25 protein-coding genes and 2 tRNA genes are annotated in these 25,156 nt (G+C 61.2%); 16 read left to right on the top strand and 11 right to left on the bottom strand.

Translation table 11 applies throughout. The features are described 5' to 3' along the window. The first annotated feature begins 132 nt into the window (after window positions 1-132). The 11 genes from hcp to V6K60_RS11245 all read left to right on the top strand — a co-directional run bounded on the left by hcp (window position 133) and on the right by V6K60_RS11245 (window position 10,739). Window positions 133-1,734, top strand: coding sequence for a hydroxylamine reductase (gene hcp, locus V6K60_RS11290; protein WP_332450621.1), 1,602 nt, complete (start codon window positions 133-135; stop codon window positions 1,732-1,734). Window positions 1,735-2,528: 794 nt separating this feature from the next. Further along, a complete protein-coding gene (gene pdxS / locus V6K60_RS11285) occupies window positions 2,529-3,425 on the top strand; it encodes a pyridoxal 5'-phosphate synthase lyase subunit PdxS (RefSeq protein ID WP_332450620.1) in 897 nt (298 codons plus the stop codon). Window positions 3,426-3,587: 162 nt separating this feature from the next. Then, entirely contained in the window at window positions 3,588-4,076 is a 489-nt protein-coding gene (locus tag V6K60_RS11280; protein WP_332450619.1) for a GNAT family N-acetyltransferase, read from the top strand. A gap of 81 nt (window positions 4,077-4,157) precedes the next feature. Further along, a complete protein-coding gene (locus V6K60_RS12855) occupies window positions 4,158-4,466 on the top strand; it encodes a hypothetical protein (RefSeq protein WP_442919573.1) in 309 nt (102 codons plus the stop codon). 39 nt (window positions 4,467-4,505) lie between these two features. Continuing rightward, entirely contained in the window at window positions 4,506-5,294 is a 789-nt protein-coding gene (locus V6K60_RS11275; protein WP_332450618.1) for an ABC transporter ATP-binding protein, read from the top strand. Then, on the top strand, window positions 5,291-6,220 hold the full coding sequence (locus V6K60_RS11270) for an ABC transporter permease (protein ID WP_332450617.1): 930 nt from the start codon (window positions 5,291-5,293) through the stop codon (window positions 6,218-6,220). The genes V6K60_RS11275 and V6K60_RS11270 overlap by 4 nt, the downstream gene beginning before the upstream one ends. Window positions 6,221-6,322: 102 nt before the next feature. Beyond that, window positions 6,323-6,607 carry a hypothetical protein gene (locus tag V6K60_RS11265; protein WP_292558973.1) on the top strand — a complete coding sequence of 95 codons (285 nt, stop codon included), beginning with the start codon at window positions 6,323-6,325 and terminating at the stop codon, window positions 6,605-6,607. Window positions 6,608-6,821: 214 nt separating this feature from the next. Next, complete coding sequence (locus V6K60_RS11260; protein ID WP_332450616.1) at window positions 6,822-7,916, top strand: ABC transporter substrate-binding protein; 1,095 nt, start codon at window positions 6,822-6,824, stop codon at window positions 7,914-7,916. A gap of 380 nt (window positions 7,917-8,296) precedes the next feature. Then, window positions 8,297-8,938 carry a DUF1847 domain-containing protein gene (locus tag V6K60_RS11255; RefSeq protein ID WP_332450615.1) on the top strand — a complete coding sequence of 214 codons (642 nt, stop codon included), beginning with the start codon at window positions 8,297-8,299 and terminating at the stop codon, window positions 8,936-8,938. Continuing rightward, the gene (locus V6K60_RS11250) at window positions 8,935-10,002 is read left to right on the top strand and encodes an MtaA/CmuA family methyltransferase (protein ID WP_332450614.1); all 1,068 of its coding nucleotides are present in this window, start codon (window positions 8,935-8,937) and stop codon (window positions 10,000-10,002) included. Before V6K60_RS11255 ends, V6K60_RS11250 begins: the two co-directional genes overlap by 4 nt. Further along, window positions 9,999-10,739 (top strand): cobalamin B12-binding domain-containing protein, encoded by a 741-nt coding sequence (locus V6K60_RS11245; protein ID WP_332450613.1) that lies wholly within the window; start codon window positions 9,999-10,001, stop codon window positions 10,737-10,739. Before V6K60_RS11250 ends, V6K60_RS11245 begins: the two co-directional genes overlap by 4 nt. Before the next feature lie 4 nt (window positions 10,740-10,743). Here V6K60_RS11245 and V6K60_RS11240 read toward each other — a convergent pair whose 3' ends face one another. Then, on the bottom strand, window positions 10,744-12,246 hold the full coding sequence (locus V6K60_RS11240; protein WP_332450612.1) for an ASKHA domain-containing protein: 1,503 nt from the start codon (window positions 12,244-12,246) through the stop codon (window positions 10,744-10,746). 416 nt (window positions 12,247-12,662) lie between these two features. On the opposite strand from V6K60_RS11240, the gene V6K60_RS11235 reads away from it, so the two are divergent. Further along, window positions 12,663-12,917: a winged helix-turn-helix domain-containing protein gene (locus V6K60_RS11235; RefSeq protein WP_332450611.1), complete on the top strand. Its 255-nt coding sequence runs from the start codon at window positions 12,663-12,665 to the stop codon at window positions 12,915-12,917. Window positions 12,918-13,113: 196 nt separating this feature from the next. Here V6K60_RS11235 and V6K60_RS11230 read toward each other — a convergent pair whose 3' ends face one another. The 3 genes from V6K60_RS11230 to V6K60_RS11220 are packed head-to-tail and all read right to left on the bottom strand — an operon-like array spanning window position 13,114 to window position 16,941. Further along, window positions 13,114-14,469, bottom strand: coding sequence for a nitrogenase component 1 (locus V6K60_RS11230; RefSeq protein ID WP_332450610.1), 1,356 nt, complete (start codon window positions 14,467-14,469; stop codon window positions 13,114-13,116). A 1-nt stretch (window position 14,470) separates the two neighbouring features. Continuing rightward, window positions 14,471-16,024, bottom strand: coding sequence for a nitrogenase component 1 (locus V6K60_RS11225; protein ID WP_332450609.1), 1,554 nt, complete (start codon window positions 16,022-16,024; stop codon window positions 14,471-14,473). Window positions 16,025-16,050: 26 nt separating this feature from the next. Continuing rightward, the gene (locus V6K60_RS11220) at window positions 16,051-16,941 is read right to left on the bottom strand and encodes a nitrogenase iron protein NifH (protein WP_332450608.1); all 891 of its coding nucleotides are present in this window, start codon (window positions 16,939-16,941) and stop codon (window positions 16,051-16,053) included. A 375-nt stretch (window positions 16,942-17,316) separates the two neighbouring features. On the opposite strand from V6K60_RS11220, the gene hgcC reads away from it, so the two are divergent. From hgcC to hgcB, 3 genes are read left to right on the top strand one after another with little or no spacing between them, the layout of a single operon-like run. Continuing rightward, window positions 17,317-17,592: an HgcAB-associated protein HgcC gene (hgcC, locus tag V6K60_RS11215; protein WP_332450607.1), complete on the top strand. Its 276-nt coding sequence runs from the start codon at window positions 17,317-17,319 to the stop codon at window positions 17,590-17,592. Window positions 17,593-17,600: 8 nt separating this feature from the next. Then, window positions 17,601-18,635, top strand: a complete 1,035-nt coding sequence (gene hgcA, locus V6K60_RS11210; RefSeq protein WP_332450606.1) for a mercury methylation corrinoid protein HgcA — start codon at window positions 17,601-17,603, stop codon at window positions 18,633-18,635. Then, on the top strand, window positions 18,635-18,946 hold the full coding sequence (gene hgcB / locus V6K60_RS11205; RefSeq protein WP_332450605.1) for a mercury methylation ferredoxin HgcB: 312 nt from the start codon (window positions 18,635-18,637) through the stop codon (window positions 18,944-18,946). The genes hgcA and hgcB overlap by 1 nt, the downstream gene beginning before the upstream one ends. A 300-nt stretch (window positions 18,947-19,246) precedes the next feature. Here hgcB and V6K60_RS11200 read toward each other — a convergent pair whose 3' ends face one another. From V6K60_RS11200 to V6K60_RS11185, 4 genes are all read right to left on the bottom strand, one after another. Then, window positions 19,247-19,783 (bottom strand): threonyl-tRNA synthetase editing domain-containing protein, encoded by a 537-nt coding sequence (locus tag V6K60_RS11200; protein WP_332450604.1) that lies wholly within the window; start codon window positions 19,781-19,783, stop codon window positions 19,247-19,249. A 119-nt stretch (window positions 19,784-19,902) separates the two neighbouring features. Then, window positions 19,903-21,198, bottom strand: coding sequence for an O-acetylhomoserine aminocarboxypropyltransferase/cysteine synthase family protein (locus tag V6K60_RS11195; protein ID WP_332450603.1), 1,296 nt, complete (start codon window positions 21,196-21,198; stop codon window positions 19,903-19,905). Window positions 21,199-21,209: 11 nt separating this feature from the next. Further along, entirely contained in the window at window positions 21,210-22,574 is a 1,365-nt protein-coding gene (gene pscS, locus V6K60_RS11190) for an O-phospho-L-seryl-tRNA:Cys-tRNA synthase (RefSeq protein WP_332450602.1), read from the bottom strand. 12 nt (window positions 22,575-22,586) lie between these two features. After that, window positions 22,587-22,657 (bottom strand) — tRNA-Cys (locus tag V6K60_RS11185). Between the two features lie 142 nt (window positions 22,658-22,799). On the opposite strand from V6K60_RS11185, the gene V6K60_RS11180 reads away from it, so the two are divergent. Beyond that, window positions 22,800-22,979 carry a hypothetical protein gene (locus V6K60_RS11180; protein ID WP_332450601.1) on the top strand — a complete coding sequence of 60 codons (180 nt, stop codon included), beginning with the start codon at window positions 22,800-22,802 and terminating at the stop codon, window positions 22,977-22,979. Between the two features lie 72 nt (window positions 22,980-23,051). On the opposite strand, the gene V6K60_RS11175 is transcribed toward V6K60_RS11180, so the two are convergent. The 3 genes from V6K60_RS11175 to V6K60_RS11165 all read right to left on the bottom strand — a co-directional run bounded on the left by V6K60_RS11175 (window position 23,052) and on the right by V6K60_RS11165 (window position 25,149). Next, a tRNA-Cys gene (locus V6K60_RS11175) sits at window positions 23,052-23,123 on the bottom strand. Between the two features lie 1,004 nt (window positions 23,124-24,127). Further along, window positions 24,128-24,406 (bottom strand): MoaD/ThiS family protein, encoded by a 279-nt coding sequence (locus V6K60_RS11170; RefSeq protein ID WP_332450600.1) that lies wholly within the window; start codon window positions 24,404-24,406, stop codon window positions 24,128-24,130. After that, on the bottom strand, window positions 24,403-25,149 hold the full coding sequence (locus V6K60_RS11165; protein ID WP_332450599.1) for a HesA/MoeB/ThiF family protein: 747 nt from the start codon (window positions 25,147-25,149) through the stop codon (window positions 24,403-24,405). Before V6K60_RS11165 ends, V6K60_RS11170 begins: the two co-directional genes overlap by 4 nt. Window positions 25,150-25,156: the final 7 nt, after the last annotated feature.

Genomic DNA, 25,156 nt, shown 5'->3' with positions numbered 1-25,156 from the left:
TGTCAGATACCGGACGGTCATGTTGACCGTGCACTCTTCCTCCATGGTATCTTTTCTGAAACTCTTTCGTATTTATAATCGAGTATACAAAAGATACCATGTGGGAAAACCACCCAAAATGGAGTTTTGACTATGTTCTGTTACCAGTGCGAAGAGACGGCCCGGGGAACCGGGTGTATGACGAAAGGCGTCTGCGGCAAGGACCATGAGACGGCGGGGCTGCAGGACGTTCTGATCTATCTCTGCAAAGGCATCGCGGTCAGGAGCGGCGCGGCCGGCGGAAACGACGAAGCGCGGGCGTTCATCACCGACGCGCTCTTTGCGACGCTGACCAACGTCAACTTCGACGCCGCCCGGTTCAGGGAGATGATCGACCGGGCTCTCGCCATCCGTGATTCTCTCCCCCCGGCGGGCGGGGATGAGCCGGATGCATGCACCTGGACGCCGAAAGACGACGGCGCGATTGCAGCAAAGGCGCGGGAGATTGCGGAGCCCGCCGACCCCGCAGACGACCTCCGGTCGCTCACCGACCTGCTGGTCTTCGGCGTGAAGGGGCTTGCCGCCTACTACCACCACGCGGTGCTGCTCGGGTATACGGACGATGCGATCCCCGCATTCATGGAAAATGCCCTCGCAGCGACGGTACTGCCGCAGACCGCGGACGGGATGACGGTGCTCGTCCTCGAATGCGGCGGCGTCGGGGTCGGCGTGCTCGCGCTCCTCGACAAGGCGCACACGGAGACGTACGGAAACCCTGCGATCACCTCCGTGCCGACCGTGCCGAAGGGCCGCCCCGGGATCCTCATCACCGGCCACGACCTGCCCGACCTGAAGATGCTCCTCGAGCAGTCGGCGGAGAGCGGCGTCGACGTCTACACCCACGGCGAGATGCTGCCCGCCCACGCCTACCCGGCCTTTTCAGAGTACCCGCACCTCGCCGGGAACTACGGATCGTCGTGGTGGCACCAGCGTGAGGAGTTCGAGCGGTTCGGCGGCCCCGTCGTGGTGACGACGAACTGCATCGTCCCGCCGAAGGATACCTACGCGGGCAGGATCTACACCACCGGTCCTGCGGGATATCCGGGCGTCGCCCACATCCCGGCGGCGGAGGACGGCGGCAAAGACTTCTCCGCGGTCATCGAGCAGGCGAAGACCTGTCCGCCCCCGGAGAGACTGGAAGGCTCAGGGCGCGACCTCGTGACCGGGTGCGGGCACGCTGCGGTCACCGCCATCGCCGGCACCGTCGTCGAGGCGGTAAAGCGGGGCGATATCCGGCGGTTCATCGTGATGGCGGGCTGCGACGGGCGGCAGAGCGAACGGTCGTACTATACCGAGTTTGCAGAAGCCCTCCCGCAGGACACGGTCATCCTCACCGCCGGATGCGCGAAGTTCCGCTACAACGCCCTCGACCTCGGCACGGTGGGCGGGCTGCCGCGGGTGATCGACGCGGGCCAGTGCAACGACTCCTACTCCCTCGTCGTCATCGCACAGGCGCTCGCCGGGGCGTTCGGCGTCGGGCTTAACGACCTTCCCATCTCCTACAACATCGCCTGGTACGAGCAGAAGGCGGTGCTGGTGCTCCTCGCCCTGCTCAACCTCGGCGTGAAGAATATCGCCCTCGGCCCGAAGCTTCCGGCCTTCGTTTCGCCGGGCGTGCTTGCCGTTCTCCAGGAGAACTTCGGGATCACGAAGAACAGCACGGTCGAGGCGGACCTCGCCCGGATGGTTCCGTAAACCCGACCCCCCCGTTTTTCCCCGGACTGATCCCGATACGATCGTATCGGCCGACAACGGCCAGCCGGGTTCGTCCGGAATCTCCGCTCTCCGGCACGTTTGCTGATTTCTCCGGCTCGTCCCTGCGCGATTGCCGTACGTACTTCGGTATCGCGATGCCGGAACCTGCCGCTCCGGGCAGCGGGTTCTCTATCGTGTGCAATCGGTTGCAGGCATGCGGCAGATGCCGGGAGGCGAAAAAACATCCGTCCGGCGAAGGGGGAAGGCCGAAAAAACAGAACGGCGTGCCCCTCCGTCCGGTGAAGGATGGAATGAGGATGAGGTTGTGATGCAGGAGTGCTGGTGCAGGGAAATGAGGACGAAGGGGTGTTATCCCCGACAGTACTCCGTCGAGGCGCGTACACCCCTGTCCCGACCGTTGTCGCCGCCTCGGCTGGAGGCGGTGATGGCAGCGGCCAGACGGGTCGGACGCTGAACTGCGCCACCTGGTGCTCCGTACCAGCTCGACTGATAGTGGTTCATTTCTCTCTCCGTGTTCACGATTGTGAACTACACAATAGTATGCGCAGGAAGTATTTATTCCCGTAGAAATCGACAGAATTTGCCGCTATCTGCGCGAATGCGGGCAGTTACCGCTTCCGAACAGGTACAGGAGAGAGGAGAAGTTCACAATTGTGAATAGTTTTAACTCCTCACGGGATGCACATATGCAGAGAACAGAAAATACGCTCATAAAAGACAGGCTCCCGTGATTCTGGTTTTGAATTGAGCAACATTCTGAAGAGGAAGAGAGTATGGATCTAAAAGATCTCAGGTTCGGTACCGAACTCCTGAAGAGGGGGTTTGCGTCCATGCAGAAAGGCGGCGTCATCATGGACGTCGTGAATGCGGAGCAGGCACGGATTGCAGAAGAGGCGGGTGCCGTTGCGGTGATGGCACTCGAACGCGTCCCGGCCGATATCCGGGCGACCGGCGGCGTGGCCCGGATGGCAGACCCGGAGAAGATCGTGGAGATCATCGATGCGGTCTCGGTCCCGGTGATGGGCAAGGCACGGATCGGTCACTTCGTCGAGGCGCAGATCCTGGAAGCGCTCGGCGTCGACATGATCGACGAGAGCGAGGTTCTCACGCCGGCCGACGAGGAGTACCACATCGACAAGAAGCAGTTTGCCGTCCCGTTCGTCTGCGGCGCCCGAAACCTCGGCGAAGCCCTCCGGCGGATCGACGAGGGTGCGGCGATGATCCGGACCAAGGGCGAGGCCGGCACCGGCAACGTCGTCGAGGCTGTCCGGCACATGCGTGCGATCACGGGCGAGATCCGGCTCCTGCAGGGGATGAGCGAGCAGGAGCGGATCAACCGTGCACGCGAGATAGAAGCGCCGGCGGAGCTCGTCATCGAGTCCGCACGCCTCGGCAGGCTCCCGGTGGTGAACTTCTCGGCCGGCGGGATTGCAACCCCCGCGGACGCGGCGATGATGATGCAGCTCGGCGCCGACGGAGTCTTTGTGGGCTCAGGCATCTTCAAATCGTCCGATCCGGAACGGACGGCAAAGGCAATCGTGGAAGCGGTCACCCGGTTCGACGACCCGGAGGCAGTCGCCGGCGCATCCCGTGGGCTCGGCGAGGCAATGCCGGGGCTTGACGTCCACCTCCTCAAGGAGAGCGAGACGCTCCGGTTCCGCGGACGCTGATACCATCATATATGAGCCGGGGGGATTACGGAGTAACTCCCCGGCGGGATACGAACGGATTGTCGCGCGCTTTGCACCCGACGTTTTGGTGGATATATCGCACCGGCACGCCGGGATCATGCAGGCCCAAAGGCGGTGAAACAGACGGCAATCAAATTTCAGTTGGCCCAGGAAAGGGATCTCCCGGTCATTGCAGAAATTTACAACGATTATAGCCTCCACACGACCGCGACGTTTCACGACGGCGATATCACCCCGGCGGAGTTGAGCGAGGACTTCCCGCCGGGCGATCCGGTGTATCGGGCGTATCTAATCCAGAACAACGAAAAGGTTCTGGGATACTGCGGGATGCACAGGTACAAAAACGTGCGGGCATATGACAGGACGGCAGAGATCTCGATCTACCTGAAACCGGAGTACACCGGGAGAGGGATCGGGAAGATCGCTCTCTCTTCCCTTGAGGATCACGCGAGGAGGGCGGGGATACGTGTGATCCTGGGAACGGTCACGGGTGAGAACCGTGCGAGCACCAGGCTTTTTGAAGCGGCGGGGTATTCCCGATGTGCCCATCTCCGGAACGTCGGAGAGATAGCGGGAAAGATCCTCGATGTCGTGATGTACCAGAAAGAGCTGGAGCGGCCTGAGCGGTGAGAGGAAATTCTACAACATTTGCCGCATTCAGGAAAAAGTCCGAATTTTCCCGCCAATACTTGCTGAATCGTCAGCGCATAAATGGTTTTCTGCCCTATGGCTGGTGGTGATCCTGTGGGAAAAGAAAGGAAGGTAGCCATCCATGGGAAAGGGGGCATCGGTAAATCCACGGTCTCGCCGAACCTTCCGGCTACCCTTTCCGGAGCGGATCTGCGGATGAGGCAGATCGGCCGCGATCGAAAGAGCGGTTTCTTGAATTACCTTCGTGGCGGTGCGCTCTTTCCTCAGTATCATTGCGAACCCAACGAGCCGTACTTCGGCGACCGGGGTCTCATCGCCCCGGTACCGCACGGCCGGCACGATCGAGACCGGTACAGTGAAATCCGGTAGAGGACCTCTATGGCAATAATAGATTTGCAGAACATCTCCATGATATACGGTGTCAACGGCACGCGGCGCGTCGCACTCGAATCGGTCAACCTGAAGATACGGGACGGCGAGTTTGTCTCCCTGCTCGGCCCCTCAGGGTGCGGCAAGAGCACGCTCATCGACATCGTCGCGGGGCTGAAGACACCGGAACACGGTACGGTCCTCATCGACGACGAACCGGTAACCGGGCCGGGTACAGACCGCGGGATCGTCTTCCAGGACTACTCGCTCTTCCCCTGGATGACCGCCTTTGAGAACATCTGCTTCGCCATCGAACATACGAACGGCAAACAGACGAAACAGGAGATTGAAGAACGGGCGGAGACGTATCTCGATCTCATCGGGCTTGGAGCGTATAAAAATGCCTACCCGAACACGCTCTCCGGCGGGATGCGGCAGCGAGTCTCCATCGCCCGCATGTTCTCCATGAACCCGAAGGTGTTTCTCATGGACGAACCGTTCGGGGCGCTTGACTCCCTCAACAGGATCTACATGCAAGATACCCTGCTCCACCTCTGGTCAGGGGGCGGAGAGCACAAGACCGTGCTCTTTGTCACGCACGACGTCGACGAAGCACTCCAGCTCTCCGACCGGATCGCGGTGATGACTCCCTCGCCCGGCAGGATCAAGGAAGTGATCGAGGTTCCGTTTCCACGGCCGCGGTGCCGCAAAACCCTCGCGGGCAGTGCTGAATACAACACACTGAAGTCGCACCTTCTCTCGGTGCTGTATTGCGAGATGCTCGACGAGATAGAACGGCAGGAAAAAGGACTCAAGGGATTGGCATGAGGTTCACCGTAAAGCATGAAGCGGGCATTGCAGGGTTCATCCTTCTTGCGACGATCGTCCTCGCGATCGCCGTCCCGGATGCCCCTTCGCAGGCTGTCAGCAGCAACAGCGCCTTTATCGCCGTAATTGCTCTGCTCATCATCTTCTTCGGCGCGGTGCTTTATCTTCACCCGAAGAAGGCGCAGTCCACCGCGGATGTCTTTCTCATAATCGCAACGTTCGTGCTCCTCTGGGAGGTTCTCCTCGGCAAACTGGCTCTGCTCGATCCCTTCACCTTTCCCGGGCCGGCAAAGGTGTTCCGGGTCTTTGAGATCGACTGGCAGCAGATGCTTGCCGGCGTTTTCAGCTCCCTTGAGATCCTCTCCATCGGCTACGCGATCGCGCTCGTGACGGCGATTCCGATCGGGCTCTACATCGGGTGGAGAAAACGGCTGTTCGGTGCTGCGTACCCGATAGCAAAAGCCGTCTCCCCCATTCCGCCCACCGTCTACCTGCCCTACGCAATCGTGCTGCTCCCGACGTTTGCAGCATCGTCGATCTTCCTGATCTTCATCGGGGCGTTCTGGCCCATCCTGGTCGGCTCGGTCTACGGTGTCTTCTCGATCGATCCCCGGCTGATCAACTCCGCCCGGACGCTCGATCTTCCGGAATCCCGGATGATACGGCGCATCCTGCTTCCCGCTGCGATGCCGACCATATTCTCAGGCGCAATGATCGCACTGATCATGTCGTTTATTACGCTCACGGTTGCCGAGATGATCGCAGCGACCTCAGGCCTCGGCTGGTATGTCCAGTACCACCACCAGTTCGCGAACTATGACCGGGTGATCGCCGGCATGATTCTGATCACGGTTGTGGTGGTCACGGTGATGTATCTCTTCGACCGCATCCAGGCTTACAGTCTCCGCTGGCAGAATACGCAGTGACTGAATACCTATATGCCGACAGACGGCATTCACAATTGTGAGTACAGCGATCGCAGACGCTTTGCAAGAGCAGGGGATCAACCGAAGATAAGGCAGCAGGATATGCAGTCAGGAAACCCATTTTTTAGAAAGACCCCGAGTTACCGGGTTCTGATCGATTCGGAAGGTACCGGCCACATCCGGATCATCAGGCGGGTGAACTTCAGGACGGTCCTCGTCATCTTCAGAGACCTGTACCTGGAGTTAAAGAAGGACTCAGAGAGACCGCATATCATCGTCTACGTCTCGCCATCGCTCTCATCAGAGATGTCCGAAAATATGAGGGATTTCCTTGATTTTGCCGTCGCCTGCATGGAAGGCAGGTTCGAGTTGACGATCCTCGAATGATGCGGCGGTGCAGATTTTGCCGCCTTCATCCCAATATCGGGCAGTTATGGCGATTTTTGCTTAAATCCGGACGTATTTATCCAATTTTCCCGGATTATATTCAGGCAATTCGCTGATCCGATACGCACATAACGAATCTACCTCCGGGAGTCGGGTGAGAGAGCCCTCCCCGATCCGGGAGGAAATCACGCGATGAGCCATATGGAGAAGATTCATGACGAAACAGAAGAACGGCATCATAATAGCCGCTGTCGTGATCGTTGTCATTGCTGTGGTCGGAGGGATCATACTTGTTTTGCCCGACACACCGGCGACGACGGTCGTCGATCCCCCCGGAGCGGCGGCTTCACCCCAGCCGGAGAAAACCTTAAAGATCGGGTACCTCCCCTCAACCGGGCATACGCTCCTGTTCATCGCAAACGAGCAGGGATATTTCGATGAACAGGGGCTGAATGTGGAACTCTTCCAGTTCCAGAACAGTGCCGAAGGGAGTACCGCCATCATTGCAAAGAAGATCGACGTCGGCGGCTTCGGCCCCTCGCCCCTCGTCTACGCTTCCAAGGGCTCACCGGTGACCGTCATCGGAGGACTGATGGCGGAAGGATCGGGAGTTATCGCGCTGCCCGAGAAGGCGGATCAACTCCGGGATCTCAAGGACTTTGCGGGGAAGACCGTGGCAACCGTCAGGATGTCGTCGGGGGATATTCACTTCCGGGGCGCACTCCAGGACGCCGGCCTGGATCTGGAGAAGGATATCACCATCCAGGAGCTCGCGTCCCCTTCGGCGGTCCTTGACGCAGTGAAGGCGAGAAAAGTGGATGCAGGAGTTATCTGGACGCCCTACATGGAGATGGCGCAGAATCAGGGCCTCTCGGTGATCGCGTACACGTCGGAGTACTACCCGGAACACCCGTGCTGCCGGATAGCAGCGCTCACCGAGAGCCTGGAGACGGACAGGGACGCCTACGTGCGGATGGAAAAGGCCCTCATCCAGGCATACCGCTACTCCAGGACAAACCCGGACGGGGCGGTCGATGATGTCCTCCGGTACGTGACGATCGACAGAGACGTCCTGAAAACGGCGATGGAAAATCCGTATTCCTCCATCTCGCCCGACCCGAACCTGAACGGAGTCGTGCAGACGTACGATCTGCTCAAATCCATCGAGTATATCGACACCAGCGTCCGCATACAGGATCACGTCGATACCTCGGTCTACAAACAGGCGCTCGACGAGCTGGCATCCGAGAACCCGAACGATCCGGTCTATCGGCAGCTCCTGGAGGACTACAAGGCGATGAACGAGTGAGTGCAGCGGGAGGCTTCACTCCCGACACCTTTTTTCATCTCCCAAGAACCTGCTCTGGAGACAATTACGTTCAGGATGATCGACGGGTTTCATCAGATTTGCGAACAAGGAGGCCTCGTGGGGGCTGATGATGAGGATTTCTGGTATGGAGATCCATTTTCATCCGGTATGCTTATGATCCCGGAGGCGCCTGAGGGTTTGTCCCATAGGTATTCCCGGAGCCCAATACGCCGTCCTGCCCGGGCGATACCCCTGTCCGGCAGCATTCACGCAAATTTGCGGCAATATTTACCCCGGCCTCCCCCAAACGTACGAAATCAGGTCAAAATTGCTCTCTTCCGATCGCTTTTAGTCATTCGTTCCGATATTAGGAAAGAATCATGTCAGAGCATTCCATTGACTGCAGCAACTGCCGGCAACAGGCCTGCTGGAGCGAAAACCCGGAATCGGGCCCATCATTCTGCCCGACCAGGACGCAGAAGGCGGCGATCGACTCGGCACTGCGAGCGTACAGAAGAAACCCCGAAGTCAGGAAGATGGCGCTCGCCGCCGCCAGGACCGAAGGCCGGAGTTACATGAAGTGGACGCGGGTCGAGGATACCATCGACTTTGCCCGGGGGATGGGCTACAAAAAACTCGGGATCGCCGCCTGCATCGGCTTCATGGCCGAGGACAGGATCCTCCGGGATATCCTCGCCGCACACGGGTTCGAGGTAGTCTCCGTCTGCTGCAAGTGCGGTTCCGTGCCCAAGGAGGAACTCGGGCTGCTCGACAGCGAAAAGGCCAAGCCCGGGACGTTCGAGCCCATCTGCAACCCGGTAGCCCAGGCAAAGATCCTTGAAGAGGCAGAGACCGATCTGAACATTCTGCTGGGGCTCTGCGTCGGGCACGACACGCTCTTCACGAAGTACTCAAAGGCTCCCGTCACCACGCTCGTAGCAAAGGACCGCATCACCTGCCACAACCCAAACGCCGTGCTTCACGGCACGAGTTTCTACTACAAGAGGCTGCTGTCACCATGAACACGAAGAAACGAATCATTGCAGGGATCCTCGGCGGCAGGGTCGACCGGATACCGGTCTGGCTTCCCGTCGTCGGGGTGACGGTATCGATGATGGAGCAGGCGCGGGCGTCGTGGCCGGCGGCGCACTGGGATGCGGAACTGATGGCAAAACTCGCGGCGATGCCGTGGGAGCTCACCGGGCTGCCCGCAGTCACCGTGCCGTTCTGCCTTTCTCTCGAAGCCGAGGCGCTCGGCTGCGAGATCGACCGGGGGACCCTGAACCGGACGCCGTCGGTGAAGAGACCCGCGTTCGATACGCCCGATGCGTTCGATCACCCCGAGAGCCTGCTCGAGACCGGGAGGATCCCGGCGGTGCTCCGTGCACTCGAGATCCTCTCCGAACGGATCGGGGACGATATTCCCATCAATGCCAAGGTCACGGGCGGCTTCACCATCGCGGGGCACGTCTTCGGCGTCAGCAGGTTCATCTCCTGGATAAAGACCGACCCCGAGTACGCCCACCAGGCGGTGGAGCGTTCAAGCGAGGTTACCCGGGAGCTCATCGGGGCGTTTGAAGATCACGGAGCGGACGTGATCAGCATATCCGATCCGACCTCATCGGGCGACCTGCTGAGCGGCGAGCAGTACCGGGAGTTTGTCCTGCCCTACCACAGGAAGATAGCCGGAGCAGCGAAAAAACCCTCGGTGTTGCACATCTGCGGAAATACAAAAGATCTGCTCGGGTACATCAGGGAAACCGGCTTTGACGCGTACTCGTTTGAGGAGAAGGTCGACGTACTCACCGCAAAGAAACTGCTCGGCGACGATATCTCGCTCATCGGGAATATTGCGCCGGTGGCGACGATGCTGCAGGGTACGCCCGATACGGTGACCGCCGACGCCGTCTTTGCCATGCAGAACGGGATCGACGTCCTCTCGTCCGGCTGTACGCTCTCTCCCCTCACGCCGCTCGAGAACATCCGGGCGCTCTCGAGGGCGCCGGAGCACTACCGCGTGCCGAAGGAGCCGGAAGAACTCCTGCGTGAGTTCGTGCGGGGGCTTGCAGCCGGGGTGGAGCCATGAAGGCCTTTACGCTCGGGCTGGCCGTCGGCCGGCTCATCGGTGACGCCCGATCGCCCGGCACCGGGGACCGGCCGCTGTCGGAGAACGAGCCGGCAGGGCCGGCTCTGCCCGAGAGCGAGCCGTACCGGTCGCTTGCGAAAGCCGTGCTCAAGGGGGATGCGGCGGCGGCCGGAGACCTGGCGGCGCAGGCGGTGCGGGAGGGCGTCGACCCGCTCGATATCGCCCTTCGCGGCCTTCTCAAGGGCATGGACGCGGTCTCGGACCTCTATAATCGCCGGCAGGCCTTTGTCCCGGAGGTTCTGCTCGCGGCACGTGCGCTGGAGGCAGGCCTGCAGGAATCCGGCGGGGCCAGGGACTCCCTCGGGAGGAAGGGCGTGGTGATCCTCCACACCGCGGAGGGCGACCTGCACGATATCGGCAAGAATATCGTCGCTGCAATCGTCGCGGCGAACGGGTACCGGGTGATCGACCTCGGGACCTCGGTCGAGACGCCGGCGGTGATCGCGGCCATCCGGGAGCACCGGCCGGTCGCCGTGATCGGGTCGTCCCTGATGACCTCCACGCGAGGTGCGTTCCTGGCGACCGCGGACCGGATCCGGGAGGACGGGATCAGCATCCCGTTCATCGTCGGGGGCGGCGCCTGCGACGAGAGGTTCGCAGCACAGCGCGATACCGTCAGGTACGCCCGCGACCCCACGGCGCTCGTGAAGCTGCTGGATGCACTGCCGGCCAAATAAATCCTCAGATCTGTTTTCCAAATACAAGCCCCTGCTCGGCGCATTGGAGGCACGATGCGCCGCGGCAGCGGCGAAGATCGATCTCAAGGCAATCGTCTCTCGTAACGATTGCATGGTTCGGGCAGGCGCGGGCATACCGCGCCTGGTCTTCTCCATCGCTCACCGCGATGCGGTATCGCGGACTGATACGGGCGGTGCGGCTGGGGGTCCACCGGTCGGGCAGCCGCTCCACCCGGGGGGTCCCGGAGAGACTCTCCCGCTTTCGGGGCGCCCCCTCGCACCAGTAGGCGTACTCCCGGACGAAGTGCTCCTGAAACGCCGGACTCGTCGAGAACGCGACATGATCGGCGGCATCGGCGACCGACTGCAGGGCATCGAGGCTCACCTCTCCGGCGGCAAGATCGCATGCCAGAGCAAGCGAAGTGTTTCCGTGCCGGAAGATCCGGTCGACTCCCCCGGGAATGAGGCCTGCATCCCTGGCTTTGAGGGGGTCCAGGTGGGAGCCTGCGGTGCCCGCCGCATGAAACGTCCGGATCTCCTCAATCGAGATGCCCGCGTGGGCTGCAAGCGCCATCTGGCCCGCCCTGATGGCGCCTATCGCCTTTCCCGCCTCTATGAGATCTCTTTCGGTAAAGACGATGCCGTCCTGAAGCGAGACTTCCCCCCCGGGAGCCCTGATCCGGGGCGGCTCCATGACCCCGGTGGCAAGCCCTGCGGATATCAGAGATACGACGCCTACGCCGGTGATCCCCGCGGCCTTCACCGCCCCCTTCTCAAGGATCGCTCCGGTTCTGAGGTCGACGGTATCGCCCCGGGCGAGGTCCATGCGGTCGTCGAGCACCAGTATTCTCCAGCCCCAGTCGTACTCGAGGTCGGCGATCGCTCCGGGAGCCGCAAGCATCCCGTGCCGGATGTGCTGCCCTTCGAGGGCAGGCCCCGCAGCCGCCGATCCGACGAAGACCCTGCCGTCCGCGATCAGGGCCATCTCGGAGTTGGTCCCGAAGTCCGTAGCAAGCACCGGGCCGTCGCCTGCCATCCTCGCACTCCGGATGAGCGCTACGGCATCGGCCCCGACCTCCGCCCTGATCGCCGGGGGCACCAGCAGATCGCAGGATGCATCGAGGCCGATCTCCCGGGAGTCCAGCACCATCGCCCCGTGCGGCAGGGCGGGCTCTTTTCTGATCGACTCCGGAGCATAGCGAATATCCCGCACCTCGCGGCCGGTGAGAAACGAGATCTGCACCGGATTCCCGCAGACCGCGATCACCTCCGGAGCGCCGGGAAGGTCGAGGTTCCGGATCAGATCGTTGACGGTTTTTACCACGATCCGGTGAGCTGAAGCCAGACCGAACCTTGTTGCATACAGAAGATGGTCGAAGAGGTTTCCCCCGGGCACCGGGTGACAGGCGGTCGAGATGCCTGAAAGAGCCGTTTTCGCCTCAAGGTCGAGCGATCTCGCCCGGATCCCGCTTGTACCGATATCGATTGCGACCCCGGTTGACGCCATGGTTCTCTCATTTCATCTGAAGAAGAACGACGATAATAGTTGTATTGGCGGCAAAATTTGCGCTCGATCGGCCCGCAACGATGCACCCGGCACCCACACACGAGCAGGTTCGCCGATCTCCTTGAGACCGGAGATCCAGGGCTTCTGGAACATGCACCACAAATGCGCGGCGAGAATTTTTTGCAGACGCCGGCATCTCTTCGAAGCATACGGCGCTCGGACGATCCACGCACCGATACCGGCAATTTTTAGCGATTTTAGTGTTATAAGGCTCCAATTGCCTCTAATCCCGATCATTCTTCTATGGTGGACCATCGAAGCCATCGCAGGAACGATCGAAATAGTTAACAATTGTGAATCACAACATGAGTATGGTGATTCCACTATGAGGGATCGTTTTTGTCAACGAAAGCAATGTGAATGAGAAGAGACTGGCAAAGATCGGGCACCTCCCGCCGTCGGCAAAACTCGTGTACAAGGTTCTCGAAACAGGCGGTCAGTTCACCCAGAAAGACCTGATCCGCGAGACCTCGCTGCCGGCGCGCACCGTGAGATACGCTCTGAACAGGCTCAAAGAAGAAGAGATACTTATAGAGCGCCATTACTTCATCGACGCCCGCCAGAGCCTGTACGGGCTGAACGTCCCAAAGCCGGAGGTGATGACCGCATGATGCGGCCGCCTATGCGTTTCATCGGCATATCCTCCCTGCACGTCCTCCTCTGTCCCTCCGTGGACCAACCCTGACACCATTTTTCGCGCCGGACGCCTCAACTCCGGGCTCTCTCTATCACTGCACCGGTGCATTCGCCGATAACCCGCCCGGAGGCCACGTTGCCGGAAAAAGGAGAGGAAGACGGAGATCTCCCTCACAGCGGCCCGACGAACGAACTGATGATCTCTTCGAACAGGGTCAGGGCTCCGTCGAACCCGGCGTAGGTCCGGTTCAGGACAAGCCGGTTCAACGCGGGGAACGCGACGGTGATGGGGAGCGCGCCCCACTCCGCAAGAGCTATCGGGGCCTCGAGGGAACTTGCAAACAGGAACAGGAACGGCCTGCCCTTCAAGTTCTGCCGTATGAGGTGCGCATCTGCTTCAAAGATCACCTCCGGCGAGAGAGGGGTTTCAAGGTCCTCCGTGAGGTTCCGGACGATCTCATCGCGCACCTCGATGGGCGGGTCGTCGGTGATCTGCACGATATCCGGAAGGTACCCAAGCTCGTTGATCAGGAAGCGCGAGATGCCGATCGCAGTCCCCGAATCCGCCGCGACCGCAAAGAACGGATGCGGCCGGACAAGCATGTGCGCATCCCCCCCGTACTCGATGAACCGGTAGACCCGCTGCTCTTCCCGCGCGATCACGCGTTCGACGACCTCTTCCGATATATCGAATGCCTTCGCCACCCTGCGCAGGAACTCCGCGGTCTGCTTCGGCCCCACGGGGACCGAGGGGAAGGCCAGGTACGGCGTGCCGAACTTCTCTTCCAGCAGCCTGGCCGCCCTGTGGCCGTTCCAGGTGGAGAGCACGATGTTGTACTCCGCAGCAGGAATCTCGCGCAGCTGAGCCGCCCCGTCGAACTCCGTGAGGAAGACGTTGGCCGTTATCCCGATCTCGGCCAGGAGGTCTTTGACGGTTCTTGCATCGCCTTTCCAGAAGACATGCTGGTACGGGACGATACCGAATACGTTCACCGTCTTTGGCCGGATCTTCTCTACAGGTTTGAGGAGGTCCTGTATCAGCCCCTCGAAGAAGAGCTCGTAGCCTTCATACGAATTTCCGGCAAATCCGGAGGATCGCACGAAGAAGATGTCGTTCTTCTCGCGGAACTCCTTGACGACGGCGTTTACGTCGTCCCCGATCAGCGACGGGACGCAGCCGTTTATGACCGCGTAGATCTCTCCGTCCATCAACTCCGTGCTGGAGCGGATCAGGTCCCGGAGTTTTTCCCCTCCTCCGAAGACCACGTGATGCTCCACCAGCGAAGAGCAGGGGGTGCTGGTCCCTCCCTGGGGGCCGCCGGCGTTCTGTCCGCCGGCGTACAGCTGCCCGAAGAGCTGCCCGATACCGCATCCGGCGCCGGAGTGAAGGATAGGGACAACGCCGTAGATCCCGACCGCCGTGCCGAGAGCGCCGCCGAGGGCGCAGGAGAACCTGGGGGCTTCAATTGCAGATGGCTCCGTGATCTCTCCCGGGCCGTATGCTCCTTCTGCCTTAGAATTCGCCATATTATAACTCCGATTTCATGTAATACAGGGGGTTGCCCTGCTTGAACCACCACTCGCGGTAGCTGTCTTTCGTCTTCTCCTTGAGGATCTTCTGGAACGACCTGCTCTTCAATGCCTGGAGCAGGAAGTTCCCGTAGGCCACCGCCCCCGTATAGCCGCTCTGGGCGCTCCAGGGATGCGGGTCGCCGCGAAGGGCGTGGATCCGGGTCGCACCCTTGATCCGCTTGTACGCTCCCCCCTGGAACGGGCAGGTGAGCGTCAGATCGGGGTCGAGGTTCGTCGTGATATGCGACTGCTCCGCCGCCTGGAACGTATTGACCAGCAGGTCGAAGTCGCCGACCCGGGAGACGACCTCCTCGAGCTCTTCGAGGATCAGGTTGTCGTAGTCCTGCGACATCGCCGCGGGCGAGGCCAGTCCGAGTTCGTCGAAGAAGGGCATCTGCGCCAGCAGTCGTCCCTGGCCGAGCGAGCCCAGAACGCTCACCTTGCTGCCCTTTTCCGCGGCGATCCTGTCGAACTCGGACCGTATGGCCTGCATCTTCGGTTGCCAGACCCGATGCTCCTCTTCGATGAGTTCCTCGACCTCGTCGGATTTGCCGGTGTGCTTCCCTATCTGCCTGAGCCATTCGTCGGTGTTGGTGATTCCCATCGGCGGAGGATACATGAAATAGGGTACGCCGTACTCCTGCTCGAGCCCGCGTGAGAGGTAGTCGGTGTAGGTGGGGCAGAGCGGTGCGGTTACGGCGGCCTCCGAGAGTTGCTGGAACTGCTCGACCGTCGCAAACTCGGGGATCAGGTTTGCGCGAAGCCCGACTTTGCCGAGGAGACGCTGGATCTCAAGGCGGTCCTGCCAGGTATACGAGAGCATGCTCGCCACGTTCACGAGGTCCGTCTGTTTCTCCTCCGGCTTCTTCACCAGGTACTTCAGCACCGCATGCCAGAAGGCATCGTAGCCGGTCTGCACGAGCCTGGAGCGCACGCCCTCACAGTGGATGGGAACGATCCGTGCGTCGATGTGCGGCTGAACGTCGGCAACCGCCCCCTCGATATCCTCCCCGATGATGCCGGTGGTGCAGGAGGTGAGGATGAAGATGGCTTTCGGATCGTATCTCCTCTGAGCCTCGTATATCGCCTTCTTCAGCTTGTCCCCCGCTCCGTAGACGACGTCCTTCTCGCGCAGATTTGTGGTCATCCAGTGGAGGTCGTACTCCGCCGGTCTTCCGAGCTCGACAGGGACCCCCCGGAACAGCTCCCGGTACCCGAGTGCCGACGAAGAGCATCCGACCGGCGCGTGGAAGATCGTCGCAGCATCCCGTATGGTGCCGACGCGAACCGAGAGGTAGAAGTTCAGCGAGCAGCCGGACGACTGCGCAAAACCACGCTCGTGGTTCTGCAGGCACCCCGACCTGGCCTTGCCGATGAGGTCGCTTGCCTTGCCGTAGAAGATGTTGATGCCGTTCGCCCTCTGTTCGCGGTTGGGGCAGGTCGTCTGGGAGAGGTCTATCTTCTTCTCGTAGAGAGCCGAATCCGCCTCATCTCGTGTCTCAAATACCATATCTACTCCTCCACATGCGTATGCGATTACGTGCTCGTCGAGGCGACGTTCCGGGGCCCCGGGCCCGATCGCACGTCGTTCTTCTCCGCGAGGAGCCTGTCTGACCACGACTCCGCCCACTCTTTCAGTTCCCCCGCCTCCAGCGGTTTCGGCACGTACTTCAGCTCGTTCTGCAGCAGCGTTCTTGCAAGACTGCGGTACACGTTCGCCTGTTCGGAGTCCGGGTCGTACTCGACCGCGGTCTGGCCCAGAAGTTCGCTCCGGGTGATCGTATCAGATCGCGGAACGTACTCTGCAATGGTGGTACCCGTCCGTGACGCGAAATCATCGATGATCTCCCGCTGGACCGGCAGCGCCACCGAGTTGGCGATGATGCCGGAGAAGAGCGCCCCGCCGCTGTTGGCGTACTTCTGTATCCCCTTGAAGAGGTTGTTTGCAGCGTAGACGGCCATGAAATCCGCAGACGTCACGGTGTAGACCTGCTCGGCAACGCCCTCGCGGATGGGGACGGAGAAACCGCCGCAGACCACATCGCCGAGGACGTCGTAGAGGACGACGTCGGGCCTGTACTCCTCGAAGACCTTCTTCTGGCGGAGGAGCTCGATTGCCGCGATGATCCCGCGTCCGGCGCAGCCGACACCCGGCTCCGGCCCTCCGGCTTCTATGCAGAGGACGCCGCCGAACCCTTCGTACACGATATCCTCGACCTCGACCTTCTTCCCGCTCCTGATAGCATCAAGGACCGTCGGGATCGATCTCCCTCCACGGAGGTTGTTGGTCGAGTCGCTCTTTGGGTCGCATCCGATCTGGATGACGTGTTTTCCCATATCGGCAAGGGCTGCGCTGAGATTGGATGTCGTCGTCGATTTCCCGATTCCGCCTTTGCCGTAGATGGCAACACTTCGGATCTTCGTCATGGAACCTCCTTGTGGAATATACAGGTCTCCACGAAAGGGGATAAGAACGGGTAAAACGGCTAAAATTGCTCGATTTACTAAAAAGATAGTGATTTGCGGCAAAATCTGCCGATGAGAACCTTTGCAGAAACAGTGATGATCGCTGTTGCCGGTGAAAAAGAGCATTACAACGACTGTGTACGAGCAACACGGTCGCAAAGGCGGAGTATTTGCCTTCAATCATTCCCGGGCGGGCAGTTTCGTCCTCCGATAATCACCGGAGGAGGGTTCCGGAACCGGCCCCGAGGCCCCCGAGGATTTTGGAAAATTCAATTTTTTCTGAAAATTCAGTATAATATAACTACTTTGAATAGTAACCAGAATATACGATACGGTATGCCGGAGAAGAACAGCAATACAGAAGAGGCCTCGTGCAGGTGCCCCCCGGGTTCCGTCTGCAGCGTGGAGGCGGTACTCAGCGTTGATGAGCGCGGACAGATGGTGCTGCCCAAAGACGTGCGCAAAAAGGCGGGTATCCGGCCCGGCGACAGGCTGGCGCTCATCACCTGGGAGAAGGACGGCGAGGTCTGCTGCCTTGCGCTGATGAAAGCCGAAGGCCTCGGCGATATGGTAAAGCGCGTCCTCGGGCCGTTGATGAATGAGGCGGAGTGAGGAGAGCGATGGCCTCCCCGCCGCAGCCGTGCTGCCCGTCCTGCACATCGACCGGCGAGCCGGACCGGGAGATCCGGACGACGGAGAGCACGATCACGGCGGCCAACCGCCTCGATCACCTCCTCGCCCGCTTCGGGGTGAACCGGATGGGCCACCGCGTGGAGCCGGGGCTCTACGGGCTCGGGGATCCGACGCCCGACTCTCCGGTCTTCGTCTCTGCGAACTATACCCTGAGTTTCGATGCGCTCCGCTCAGCCCTCGCCGGCCACGATGGTTACATCCTCGTGATCGACACGCACGGGATCAACGTCTGGTGCGCCGCGGGCAAAGGGACGTTCGGCACCGAGGAGATCGTCCGGAGGATAGCATGCACCGGTCTCGGCTCCGTCGTGAGCTACCGGAGGCTCATCGTCCCCCAGCTCGGCGCCCCGGGTGTCTCTGCCCACGAAGTGCTACGGCGTTCGGGATTTTCCGTGGAGTACGGGCCGGTGAGGGCGAAGGATCTCCCGGAGTACCTCGCTCTCGGAAGAGCAACGCCAGAGATGCGGCGCGTCCGCTTCCCGGTCGCCGACCGGCTCGCGCTCGCACCGATGGAACTCGTTCACGCCGCGCTTCCGACCATCGCAGGCGCGATCGTCCTTTACCTCCTCGCAGGCCTCCCGGCCGCGCTCGGAGCCGTCGCCGCGGTCATCGCCGGGACGGTGCTCTTCCCGGTCCTGCTGCCGTTCATCCCCACCCGGGACTTCAGCACGAAGGGGCTCATCCTGGGCGCGGCCGTCGCCCTTCCATTCTCGGCCGCCTTCTTCGGGAGCCCCGCCGCGCCCGGGTGGGCAAACGTGCTTGCAGCGTTCGCGCCCCTCCTCCTGATGCCGCCCGTGACCGCGTACCTCGCCCTCAACTTCACCGGCTCGACCCCGTTCACGTCGCGGACCGGCGTGAAGCGAGAGATCTTCCGGTACGTGCCGTTCATGGCGGCGATGGCGATCTCGGGCATCGCCCTCGCCGTCCTCCTCGGGGTGGCGCGCTTTCTGGGGGCGGTCTGATGTTTGACTCCTACCGGGAGAACACCCTCCGCTACAACCCGGAGCGATGCTTCGGCTGCCTGCGGTGCACCGAGGTCTGCCCGCACGGGGTCTTTGCGAGAAGAGACCGACGGGTCGAGGTCGTCGGGCCGGAGGAGTGCATGGAGTGCGGGGCGTGCGCCAGAAACTGCCCGGCGCAGGCGATCGAGGTGCAGAGCGGGGTCGGGTGCGCCTGGGCGATGATCGGGGCGGCCCTTCGGGGCAGGGATATGGACAGCGGCACCTGCGGCTGCGAAGGAGACGGGGAGCCCTGCTGCGGCAGCGGCCGGTGAGGACAGGAGATGGATCCCGGATTCTTCACCGGGAGCGGTTTAGGAGAGATGCTCGCGCAGGTGCGCAACCGATTTTTCTGTCGCAGACCTTTGCGCAACCCGCACGGCCATGCCGGGAATCTCACCGGGTGAGGGGATACCGGGGAAGAGATTCCCCAATGGATCCTTTTTCGGGAATATGCCTCCGTGTACGTGACCGGAAGGAGGAAAAACGTCCTGTTGGGCTCGGGGCACGTGTCCGGACGGCCTGCAGCAGGGCCGTTCATCGATATATCGATGCGTTGTGGAACGGGTCCGCCATCACCGATCGATCTCGCGTTCCGGCGGCGTCCGGGTGCCGGGCGCGAGGGACGATTCCAGGTCGGCCTCCTTGATCGGGTTTTTGCAGTGCGGACACCGGAAGTCGCATTCCCACCCCTCGTACGGGCAGATCGTCATGGAGAGATCGGCGAGCGGGTGGCCCTTCCCCCGGATCTCGAACTCCTTATACCAGCCGAACGGCGCTCGTTTCACCTCGACTGAGGAAGAACGGAGTTCGTCTTCAAGGTTTTGCAGGATGGAAAGCGCACATTCCGGAGACCCGAGGGTGCTCGTGAGATGGGCGTACGGGTAGATCAGAACCCGGTTCGCCTTCAACTTAGAGAGCCGATCGATGATATTCGCCTTCGCACTTGCGACAATGTGCGACGGATTTCGCTCGTCGAGTTTTTCAACGCAGCAGAAGAGAACCACGCATTCGTCCATCCTGCCTTCGCGGGGCTCCGCAGCCTCCGCCATCTTCGTCCTCCTCGTGGTGCGATACCACATAGTATCCGCATGGATGGAGAGTATCCTCATATGCCGGGCCTCTTCCCGGCGGGGTGAGACTCAAAAAGGGGGGAGCGGGGCGGACAGGTGCTCTCCGGGCCGTGACAACGCCCGGAGGCGGCTGCAACGGAGCAGGACCTGCGGACCATCTACACGCCTTCCAGCGCCCGATCGAGGTCGGCGATGATGTCCTCGATATCCTCGGTGCCGATGGCGAGCCGGATGTAATCGGGCGTGACACCGCATGCCTCCTGCTCTGCGGGCGTCAGCTGCTGGTGCGTGGTCGTCGCCGGGTGGATGACGAGGCTCTTTGAGTCCCCGATGTTGGCCAGGTGCGAGAAGAGGCTGAGGCCCTCGATGAACTTTTTCCCGGCAGCCTCTCCTCCTTTGACCCCGAACCCGACGATCGGGCCGAAGTTCCCGGGGAGATACTTCTTCGCCAGCGCATGGCTCGGGTGCCCGGGAAGGCCGGGATAGTTCACCCACGCGACCTTCGGGTGCGCCTTCAGGAACTCGGCGACCGCCAGGGCGTTCTCCCCGTGCCGCTCTACCCGGAGGTGGAGCGTCTCGAGCCCGAGCAGGAAGAGCCAGGCGTTGAAGGGAGAGAGCACCGCCCCTGTGTCCCTGAGGAGCTGGACGCGGAGCTTGAAGGCCAGTGCGACGTTGCCGAGTCCCGGGAAGTTCCCGAACGTCTCCCAGTATTTCAGCCCGTGGTACGAGGGGTCGGGCTCGGTGAACTCGGGGAACTTCCCGTTGTTCCAGGCGAAGTTGCCGGAATCGACGATGATGCCGCCGATCGAATTCCCGTGGCCGCCGATGTACTTCGTCGCCGAGTGAACGACTATATCCGCACCGTGCTCGATCGGCCGGACGAGCCCCACCGCCGTCGTGTTGTCCACGACGAAGGGTATCCCTGCATCGTGGGCAACCCGGGAGATCGCCTCGAAGTCCGGGATATCGAGTTTCGGGTTGCCGATCGACTCGGCGTACACGGCCCGCGTCTTTTCGGTGATGGCCGCGCGGAACGCCTCCGGGTCCGTGGAGTCGGCGAAGACTACTTTTCGGCCCAGCTTCGGGAACGTGTAGTTGAAGAGTTCGTATGTCCCGCCGTAGAGGTTATCCGCCGAGACGATCTCGTCTCCGGGCTGGGTGACCGCAAGGAGGGCGTAGGTGATCGCCGCCTGTCCGGAGGCGGTCGCCAGTGCGGCGCGGCCCCCTTCGATCGCCGCGACGCGCTTCTCGAAGACGTCGGTCGTCGGGTTCATGAGCCGGGTGTAGATGTTCCCGAGCTCTTTGAGGGCGAAGAGGTTCGCGGCGTGTTCCGTGTCGCGGAAGACGTAAGACGATGTCTGGTAGATCGGTACCGCTCTCGACCCGGTCGTCGGATCGGGCTCCTGTCCTGCATGCAATGCAATGGTTCCTAAACGAAATGCTTTCTCTGTCATGGTATTCTCTCTTAGCTGGTGATGGGTAGTTCGTATTTTTCGGCAATCTCGGTGAACGCACCGGCGAGGTAGCGGATCTGCTTCCAGGACAGACCGTAGGTGTTGAGTTTCCAGGTGCGCGTTGCTCCTGCGAACTCACCGACGATCCCACGCTCTGAGAGCTCGTCGCTGAAGTAGAACCCGCGTCGTTTGTGGGTCCGGGCGACCGTGTCGAAACTCCCGGTGGTGTCGACCTTGGTGAGCGTGTGCTTCCTCGGGTACTCGGAGAGGACTTTCGTGCCCCCGATGGTAAGGAGCGCGTCGATGAAGTAGTTCGACTTCTTCACCTCGTCGTCCCACCGGAGTGTACGCTCCTTCACCGTGGGGAACGAGGCCATCATCGAGAGCAGCGTTCCCCCCATGAGGGTGCACCCGAGCATCTCAACCTCTTTGATCCCGAACTTCCGGCTGGTTACGTCGCCGACCATCGCGGTGGTGCGCAGCACCTTTGATGCCCATTCATCGGTCGTCGCCAGCACTCCGGACGGCGCGACCGATGCCATACTCTTGTGTCCGGAGCCGACGACGAAGTCGGCCCCGATCGCTTTGCCGTCGACCGGCATGACGCCGACCGTGTAGGCGCCGTTGTAGAGGAACGGGATGTCGTACTGGTGCGCGACCTTCGCGATCCCCCGGATGTCGTGCTCGTTTGCGAACTGGTAGTCGTAATGGTCGATCATCACGAGGGCCGGGGGTTTTCCGGCCTCCCGGACGACCTCCTCGATCTTCTCCGCCGTTGCATCCGCCGTGACAAGATTGCCAGCACCAAGCGGCACCTCCTTCACGACGCCTCCCGCTTCTTCCACGGCGAGGAATTCCGTGTAGTGGGCAAGGGCCGAGACGATGACGGGGTCGCCCTTCGAGACGAGGGTGGAGGCGACTGCCTGGAACCCGCGCCGTGCGCCAGGGACGACCCGCGCCTGGTCCATGTTCACGAACTTCGCGAGGTCGCCGTGAAATTCTGCGATGGAGGGCTTCGTGATCTTATCGAGCCGGAACGGCTTTCTGCAGGCATCACAGGTGGAATATCCGTCGCCGTACGAGATCAGGGCTTTTCTCGCCTCCGTGGTGAGCCGGCCCGCCGCCTGGATCGGCTGGATGTTGATGTATTCCTCTTCCCGCGAGCGAATGTCGAGGGTATCGGCGATCTTCGTGGTGCGGGGAGTACCCCGGTCTTCTTCGAGCTCCGCGATGATGGACTTCAGATCTGCGATCTTATCGCGAAGCGCCTTCTCTTCCTCCTCGTCAAGGCCGGTCGGGAGCGAACCGCGAAAGATTCCCCGCAGGTCCTCAAGGGCGAAGAGGGCTTCGAACGTCTTCTGGACTCTAACACTCATGGTTTCCTCGAAAGCCCGGGATGAGACTCGAACTCATCTTCTCCGATCTGCAGTCGGACGCATAACCCCTCTGCCACCCGGGCACCCGAATTCACAATTGTGAACTCTGTATAGTAGATACCCCCTGCAGATAGATATAGATTCACAAAGCGGCGAGTTTTTCCGGCTTTCCCTCCGAACGGAAGGGTGTGGCAGGCGCGGGGAGCAGGGAGGCAGGACCGAATCATGTGCGGCATCTCCGGACTGGAGACGGGGTATGCCGGAGATGCGGGATGCGGCGGTGGCCTCTGCAATACGCAGGAATCCATCCGGGACGTGAAACGATCCGCACCCGGGAGGGAGAGCAGAAGCGCGGAGAAGAGAGCGGGCTTCGCGATCACCCTCATCGTGGTCCGGGAGTCATGATGCGGGGGAGCAAGCCGGTGCAGGTGTAAAGCGGGATCGCGGCGTCGCCGCGAAACGATGCAACAGGAAGAGAGCCAGGGCCCGGAGTCGAACCGGGATAGAGTTGATCTGCAGTCAACCGCGTAGCCGTTCCGCCACCCTGGCAGGTCGGTTCACCTCTGAGTGACCTGCTCACTCTGTAGGCTGTCGGCCTATAAATGTGCAGATATTTCGGCAATCTCTGCCGCATAATCTTGCCGCTTCCCCAACGGTTATCGTAAAGCCAGCCAGATACGTTGTGTTCACAATTGTGAACAGGCGACGACCATGCGTACACCGGCACCGGGTTTCGGAGGGATCTTCCCCGACAGATGGAAGAACCAGGAGGGGTTCACCGTTACGGAACGCGGGGCCCGGGGTGCGAAAGAGTACTGTCGTTCGTGTTCGCCCATCTTCCGCATACCGGGCAGCAGCCTGAAGACGAAACGATCTGGTTGCATCCCCATAATCCCATAGCGGCGTCGTGAAAAACGAGCGCGACCTCCCAAGCGGACTTACAGCCGGTTGAACACAGAACCCATACGAGGTGAACAGAATGCACAGACGAAACGTTCGCATCCTCCGATCCGGCGATCACCTCGCCGGTCAGGAGACGTTATACCCCCGCAAAAGAGCGCCAAAACAGGGGGATCTCCATGCCGACACCATCATAAGCGTGGACCTTGACGAATGGCTCATACGGAATAAGTAGATGAGCCAGGCCGGAACAACGAGGAAGAGGTGATCAATCCGCCGAAAGGCGTTTTCTCCCCCTCCTCATGCCCTTCTTTCCGAACCGGGACGCCGTGCATCCGGAAGCTTCGACCTGCAGATACCTTCAACCTCCGTTCTTCCCCGGATGCGCCCCCCTTTCCTCCAGACCACCGGTCGCCCGGCCGGTTGCGGCACGTTCGGACAGAACCGCCCCGGTGCAAGGCGTCCTGCCTGACTGTGGCCGGAATCGGGCGCCCTCTCTGTGCCGATCGGGATGAGACCGTAGAGATGCTGTGAACGAGGGTCCCGGGGTCACAAGCAGGGTCGATCTGGATTTGTCCGGGAAACCTACAGAATAGTTCGGGGCGGAGCAGGTAACCCCGCCCGGGAGATGAAGTGATTCTTCTCCGGGTTCGCTATCCTCCCGCGACCGGCGGGAAGACGGCAACTTCGTCCCCCTCGGAGAGGGTGGTCCTGTCTGCAGCGGCCGCGGAGACCCGTTTTCCGTTCCGCATCACGATGACAAAATCACGAAACCTTCCCTGTCCGTCAAAGATCGATCCGTAGCCCTCGCCGTTCTGCGACGCAGCACCCCTTACGAGATCGGCAAGCGACGTATTCTCCGGCACATCGACGACCCGGTCCTTTCCGAGGAGTTCCCCGAACCGGGCAAAGAAACGAAGAGTAACCTTCATGGTGCATCCCTGTGTTGATTCTTCCCGCCGCATACTTCGCAGGACGGGTTCTGTTCAAGCGTAACCTCCTCCACCACGGCCCGCTCTCCATCCCAGAGAAGGAGACGATTCGCGAGCAACTCGCCCGTCCCGACGAGGTACTTGACCACCTCGGTGGCCTGTACCATGCCGATGAACCCCGGCGTAACCCCGACGACCGGGAATACTTCCTTCGGTGGGGGATGGGGGAACGTACACTGGAGGCATGCGGTCTTTCCGGGGAGAACCGTGGTCGCCTGACCGTAGAGCCCCCGGATTGCACCGTGGAAGAGAGGGATCTTCTTCTCGAGGGCGGTCCGATTGAGCAGGTACCGGGTGGGGAAGTTATCCATCGCATCGACGATCCCATCGGCATCCCCTACGAGTTCATGCACGTTCGTCTCGTCTATCGTCGTATCGACGACCTCCACGGCGATGTCCGGGTTGATCGCCCGCAGTCTCTCCTCTGCGGATGCAGTCTTCTTCCTGCCGATGTCCCGGTCGTGGTGGAGGATCTGGCGGTTCAGGTTCGTCCGCTCCACGGTATCCTTATCGACGAGGATAAGTCTTCCCACCCCCGCAACCGCAAGGTAGATGGAGATGGGAGAGCCGAGGCCGCCCGCCCCGGCGATGAAAATCGTCGCGCCCTTCAGCTGCTCCTGGCCTTCCTCGCCGAAGAGCATGATCTGTCGTGAATATCGTTCACGTTCGTTCTGTGAAAGCATCTGCACC

This window comes from Methanoculleus sp. (assembly GCF_036677455.1).
Classification (GTDB): domain Archaea; phylum Halobacteriota; class Methanomicrobia; order Methanomicrobiales; family Methanoculleaceae; genus Methanoculleus.
The sequence above is the reverse complement of the archived record's forward strand: the minus strand, read 5'-3'. Positions and strand labels throughout refer to the sequence as shown.

Excerpts from the sequence above, each read along its gene's own strand:
- hcp (WP_332450621.1), top strand. The coding sequence starts at position 133 with ATGTTCTGTTACCAGTGCGAAGAGACGGCCCGGGGAACCGGGTGTATG.
- pdxS (WP_332450620.1), top strand. The coding sequence starts at position 2,529 with ATGGATCTAAAAGATCTCAGGTTCGGTACCGAACTCCTGAAGAGGGGG.
- V6K60_RS12855 (WP_442919573.1), top strand. The coding sequence starts at position 4,158 with ATGGTTTTCTGCCCTATGGCTGGTGGTGATCCTGTGGGAAAAGAAAGG.
- V6K60_RS11275 (WP_332450618.1), top strand. The coding sequence starts at position 4,506 with ATGATATACGGTGTCAACGGCACGCGGCGCGTCGCACTCGAATCGGTC.
- V6K60_RS11270 (WP_332450617.1), top strand. The coding sequence starts at position 5,291 with ATGAGGTTCACCGTAAAGCATGAAGCGGGCATTGCAGGGTTCATCCTT.
- V6K60_RS11265 (WP_292558973.1), top strand. The coding sequence starts at position 6,323 with ATGCAGTCAGGAAACCCATTTTTTAGAAAGACCCCGAGTTACCGGGTT.
- V6K60_RS11260 (WP_332450616.1), top strand. The coding sequence starts at position 6,822 with ATGACGAAACAGAAGAACGGCATCATAATAGCCGCTGTCGTGATCGTT.
- V6K60_RS11255 (WP_332450615.1), top strand. The coding sequence starts at position 8,297 with ATGTCAGAGCATTCCATTGACTGCAGCAACTGCCGGCAACAGGCCTGC.
- V6K60_RS11250 (WP_332450614.1), top strand. The coding sequence starts at position 8,935 with ATGAACACGAAGAAACGAATCATTGCAGGGATCCTCGGCGGCAGGGTC.
- V6K60_RS11245 (WP_332450613.1), top strand. The coding sequence starts at position 9,999 with ATGAAGGCCTTTACGCTCGGGCTGGCCGTCGGCCGGCTCATCGGTGAC.
- V6K60_RS11240 (WP_332450612.1), bottom strand. The coding sequence starts at position 12,246 with ATGGCGTCAACCGGGGTCGCAATCGATATCGGTACAAGCGGGATCCGG.
- V6K60_RS11230 (WP_332450610.1), bottom strand. The coding sequence starts at position 14,469 with ATGGCGAATTCTAAGGCAGAAGGAGCATACGGCCCGGGAGAGATCACG.
- V6K60_RS11225 (WP_332450609.1), bottom strand. The coding sequence starts at position 16,024 with ATGGTATTTGAGACACGAGATGAGGCGGATTCGGCTCTCTACGAGAAG.
- V6K60_RS11220 (WP_332450608.1), bottom strand. The coding sequence starts at position 16,941 with ATGACGAAGATCCGAAGTGTTGCCATCTACGGCAAAGGCGGAATCGGG.
- hgcC (WP_332450607.1), top strand. The coding sequence starts at position 17,317 with ATGCCGGAGAAGAACAGCAATACAGAAGAGGCCTCGTGCAGGTGCCCC.
- hgcA (WP_332450606.1), top strand. The coding sequence starts at position 17,601 with ATGGCCTCCCCGCCGCAGCCGTGCTGCCCGTCCTGCACATCGACCGGC.
- hgcB (WP_332450605.1), top strand. The coding sequence starts at position 18,635 with ATGTTTGACTCCTACCGGGAGAACACCCTCCGCTACAACCCGGAGCGA.
- V6K60_RS11200 (WP_332450604.1), bottom strand. The coding sequence starts at position 19,783 with ATGAGGATACTCTCCATCCATGCGGATACTATGTGGTATCGCACCACG.
- V6K60_RS11195 (WP_332450603.1), bottom strand. The coding sequence starts at position 21,198 with ATGACAGAGAAAGCATTTCGTTTAGGAACCATTGCATTGCATGCAGGA.
- pscS (WP_332450602.1), bottom strand. The coding sequence starts at position 22,574 with ATGAGTGTTAGAGTCCAGAAGACGTTCGAAGCCCTCTTCGCCCTTGAG.
- V6K60_RS11180 (WP_332450601.1), top strand. The coding sequence starts at position 22,800 with ATGTGCGGCATCTCCGGACTGGAGACGGGGTATGCCGGAGATGCGGGA.
- V6K60_RS11170 (WP_332450600.1), bottom strand. The coding sequence starts at position 24,406 with ATGAAGGTTACTCTTCGTTTCTTTGCCCGGTTCGGGGAACTCCTCGGA.
- V6K60_RS11165 (WP_332450599.1), bottom strand. The coding sequence starts at position 25,149 with ATGCTTTCACAGAACGAACGTGAACGATATTCACGACAGATCATGCTC.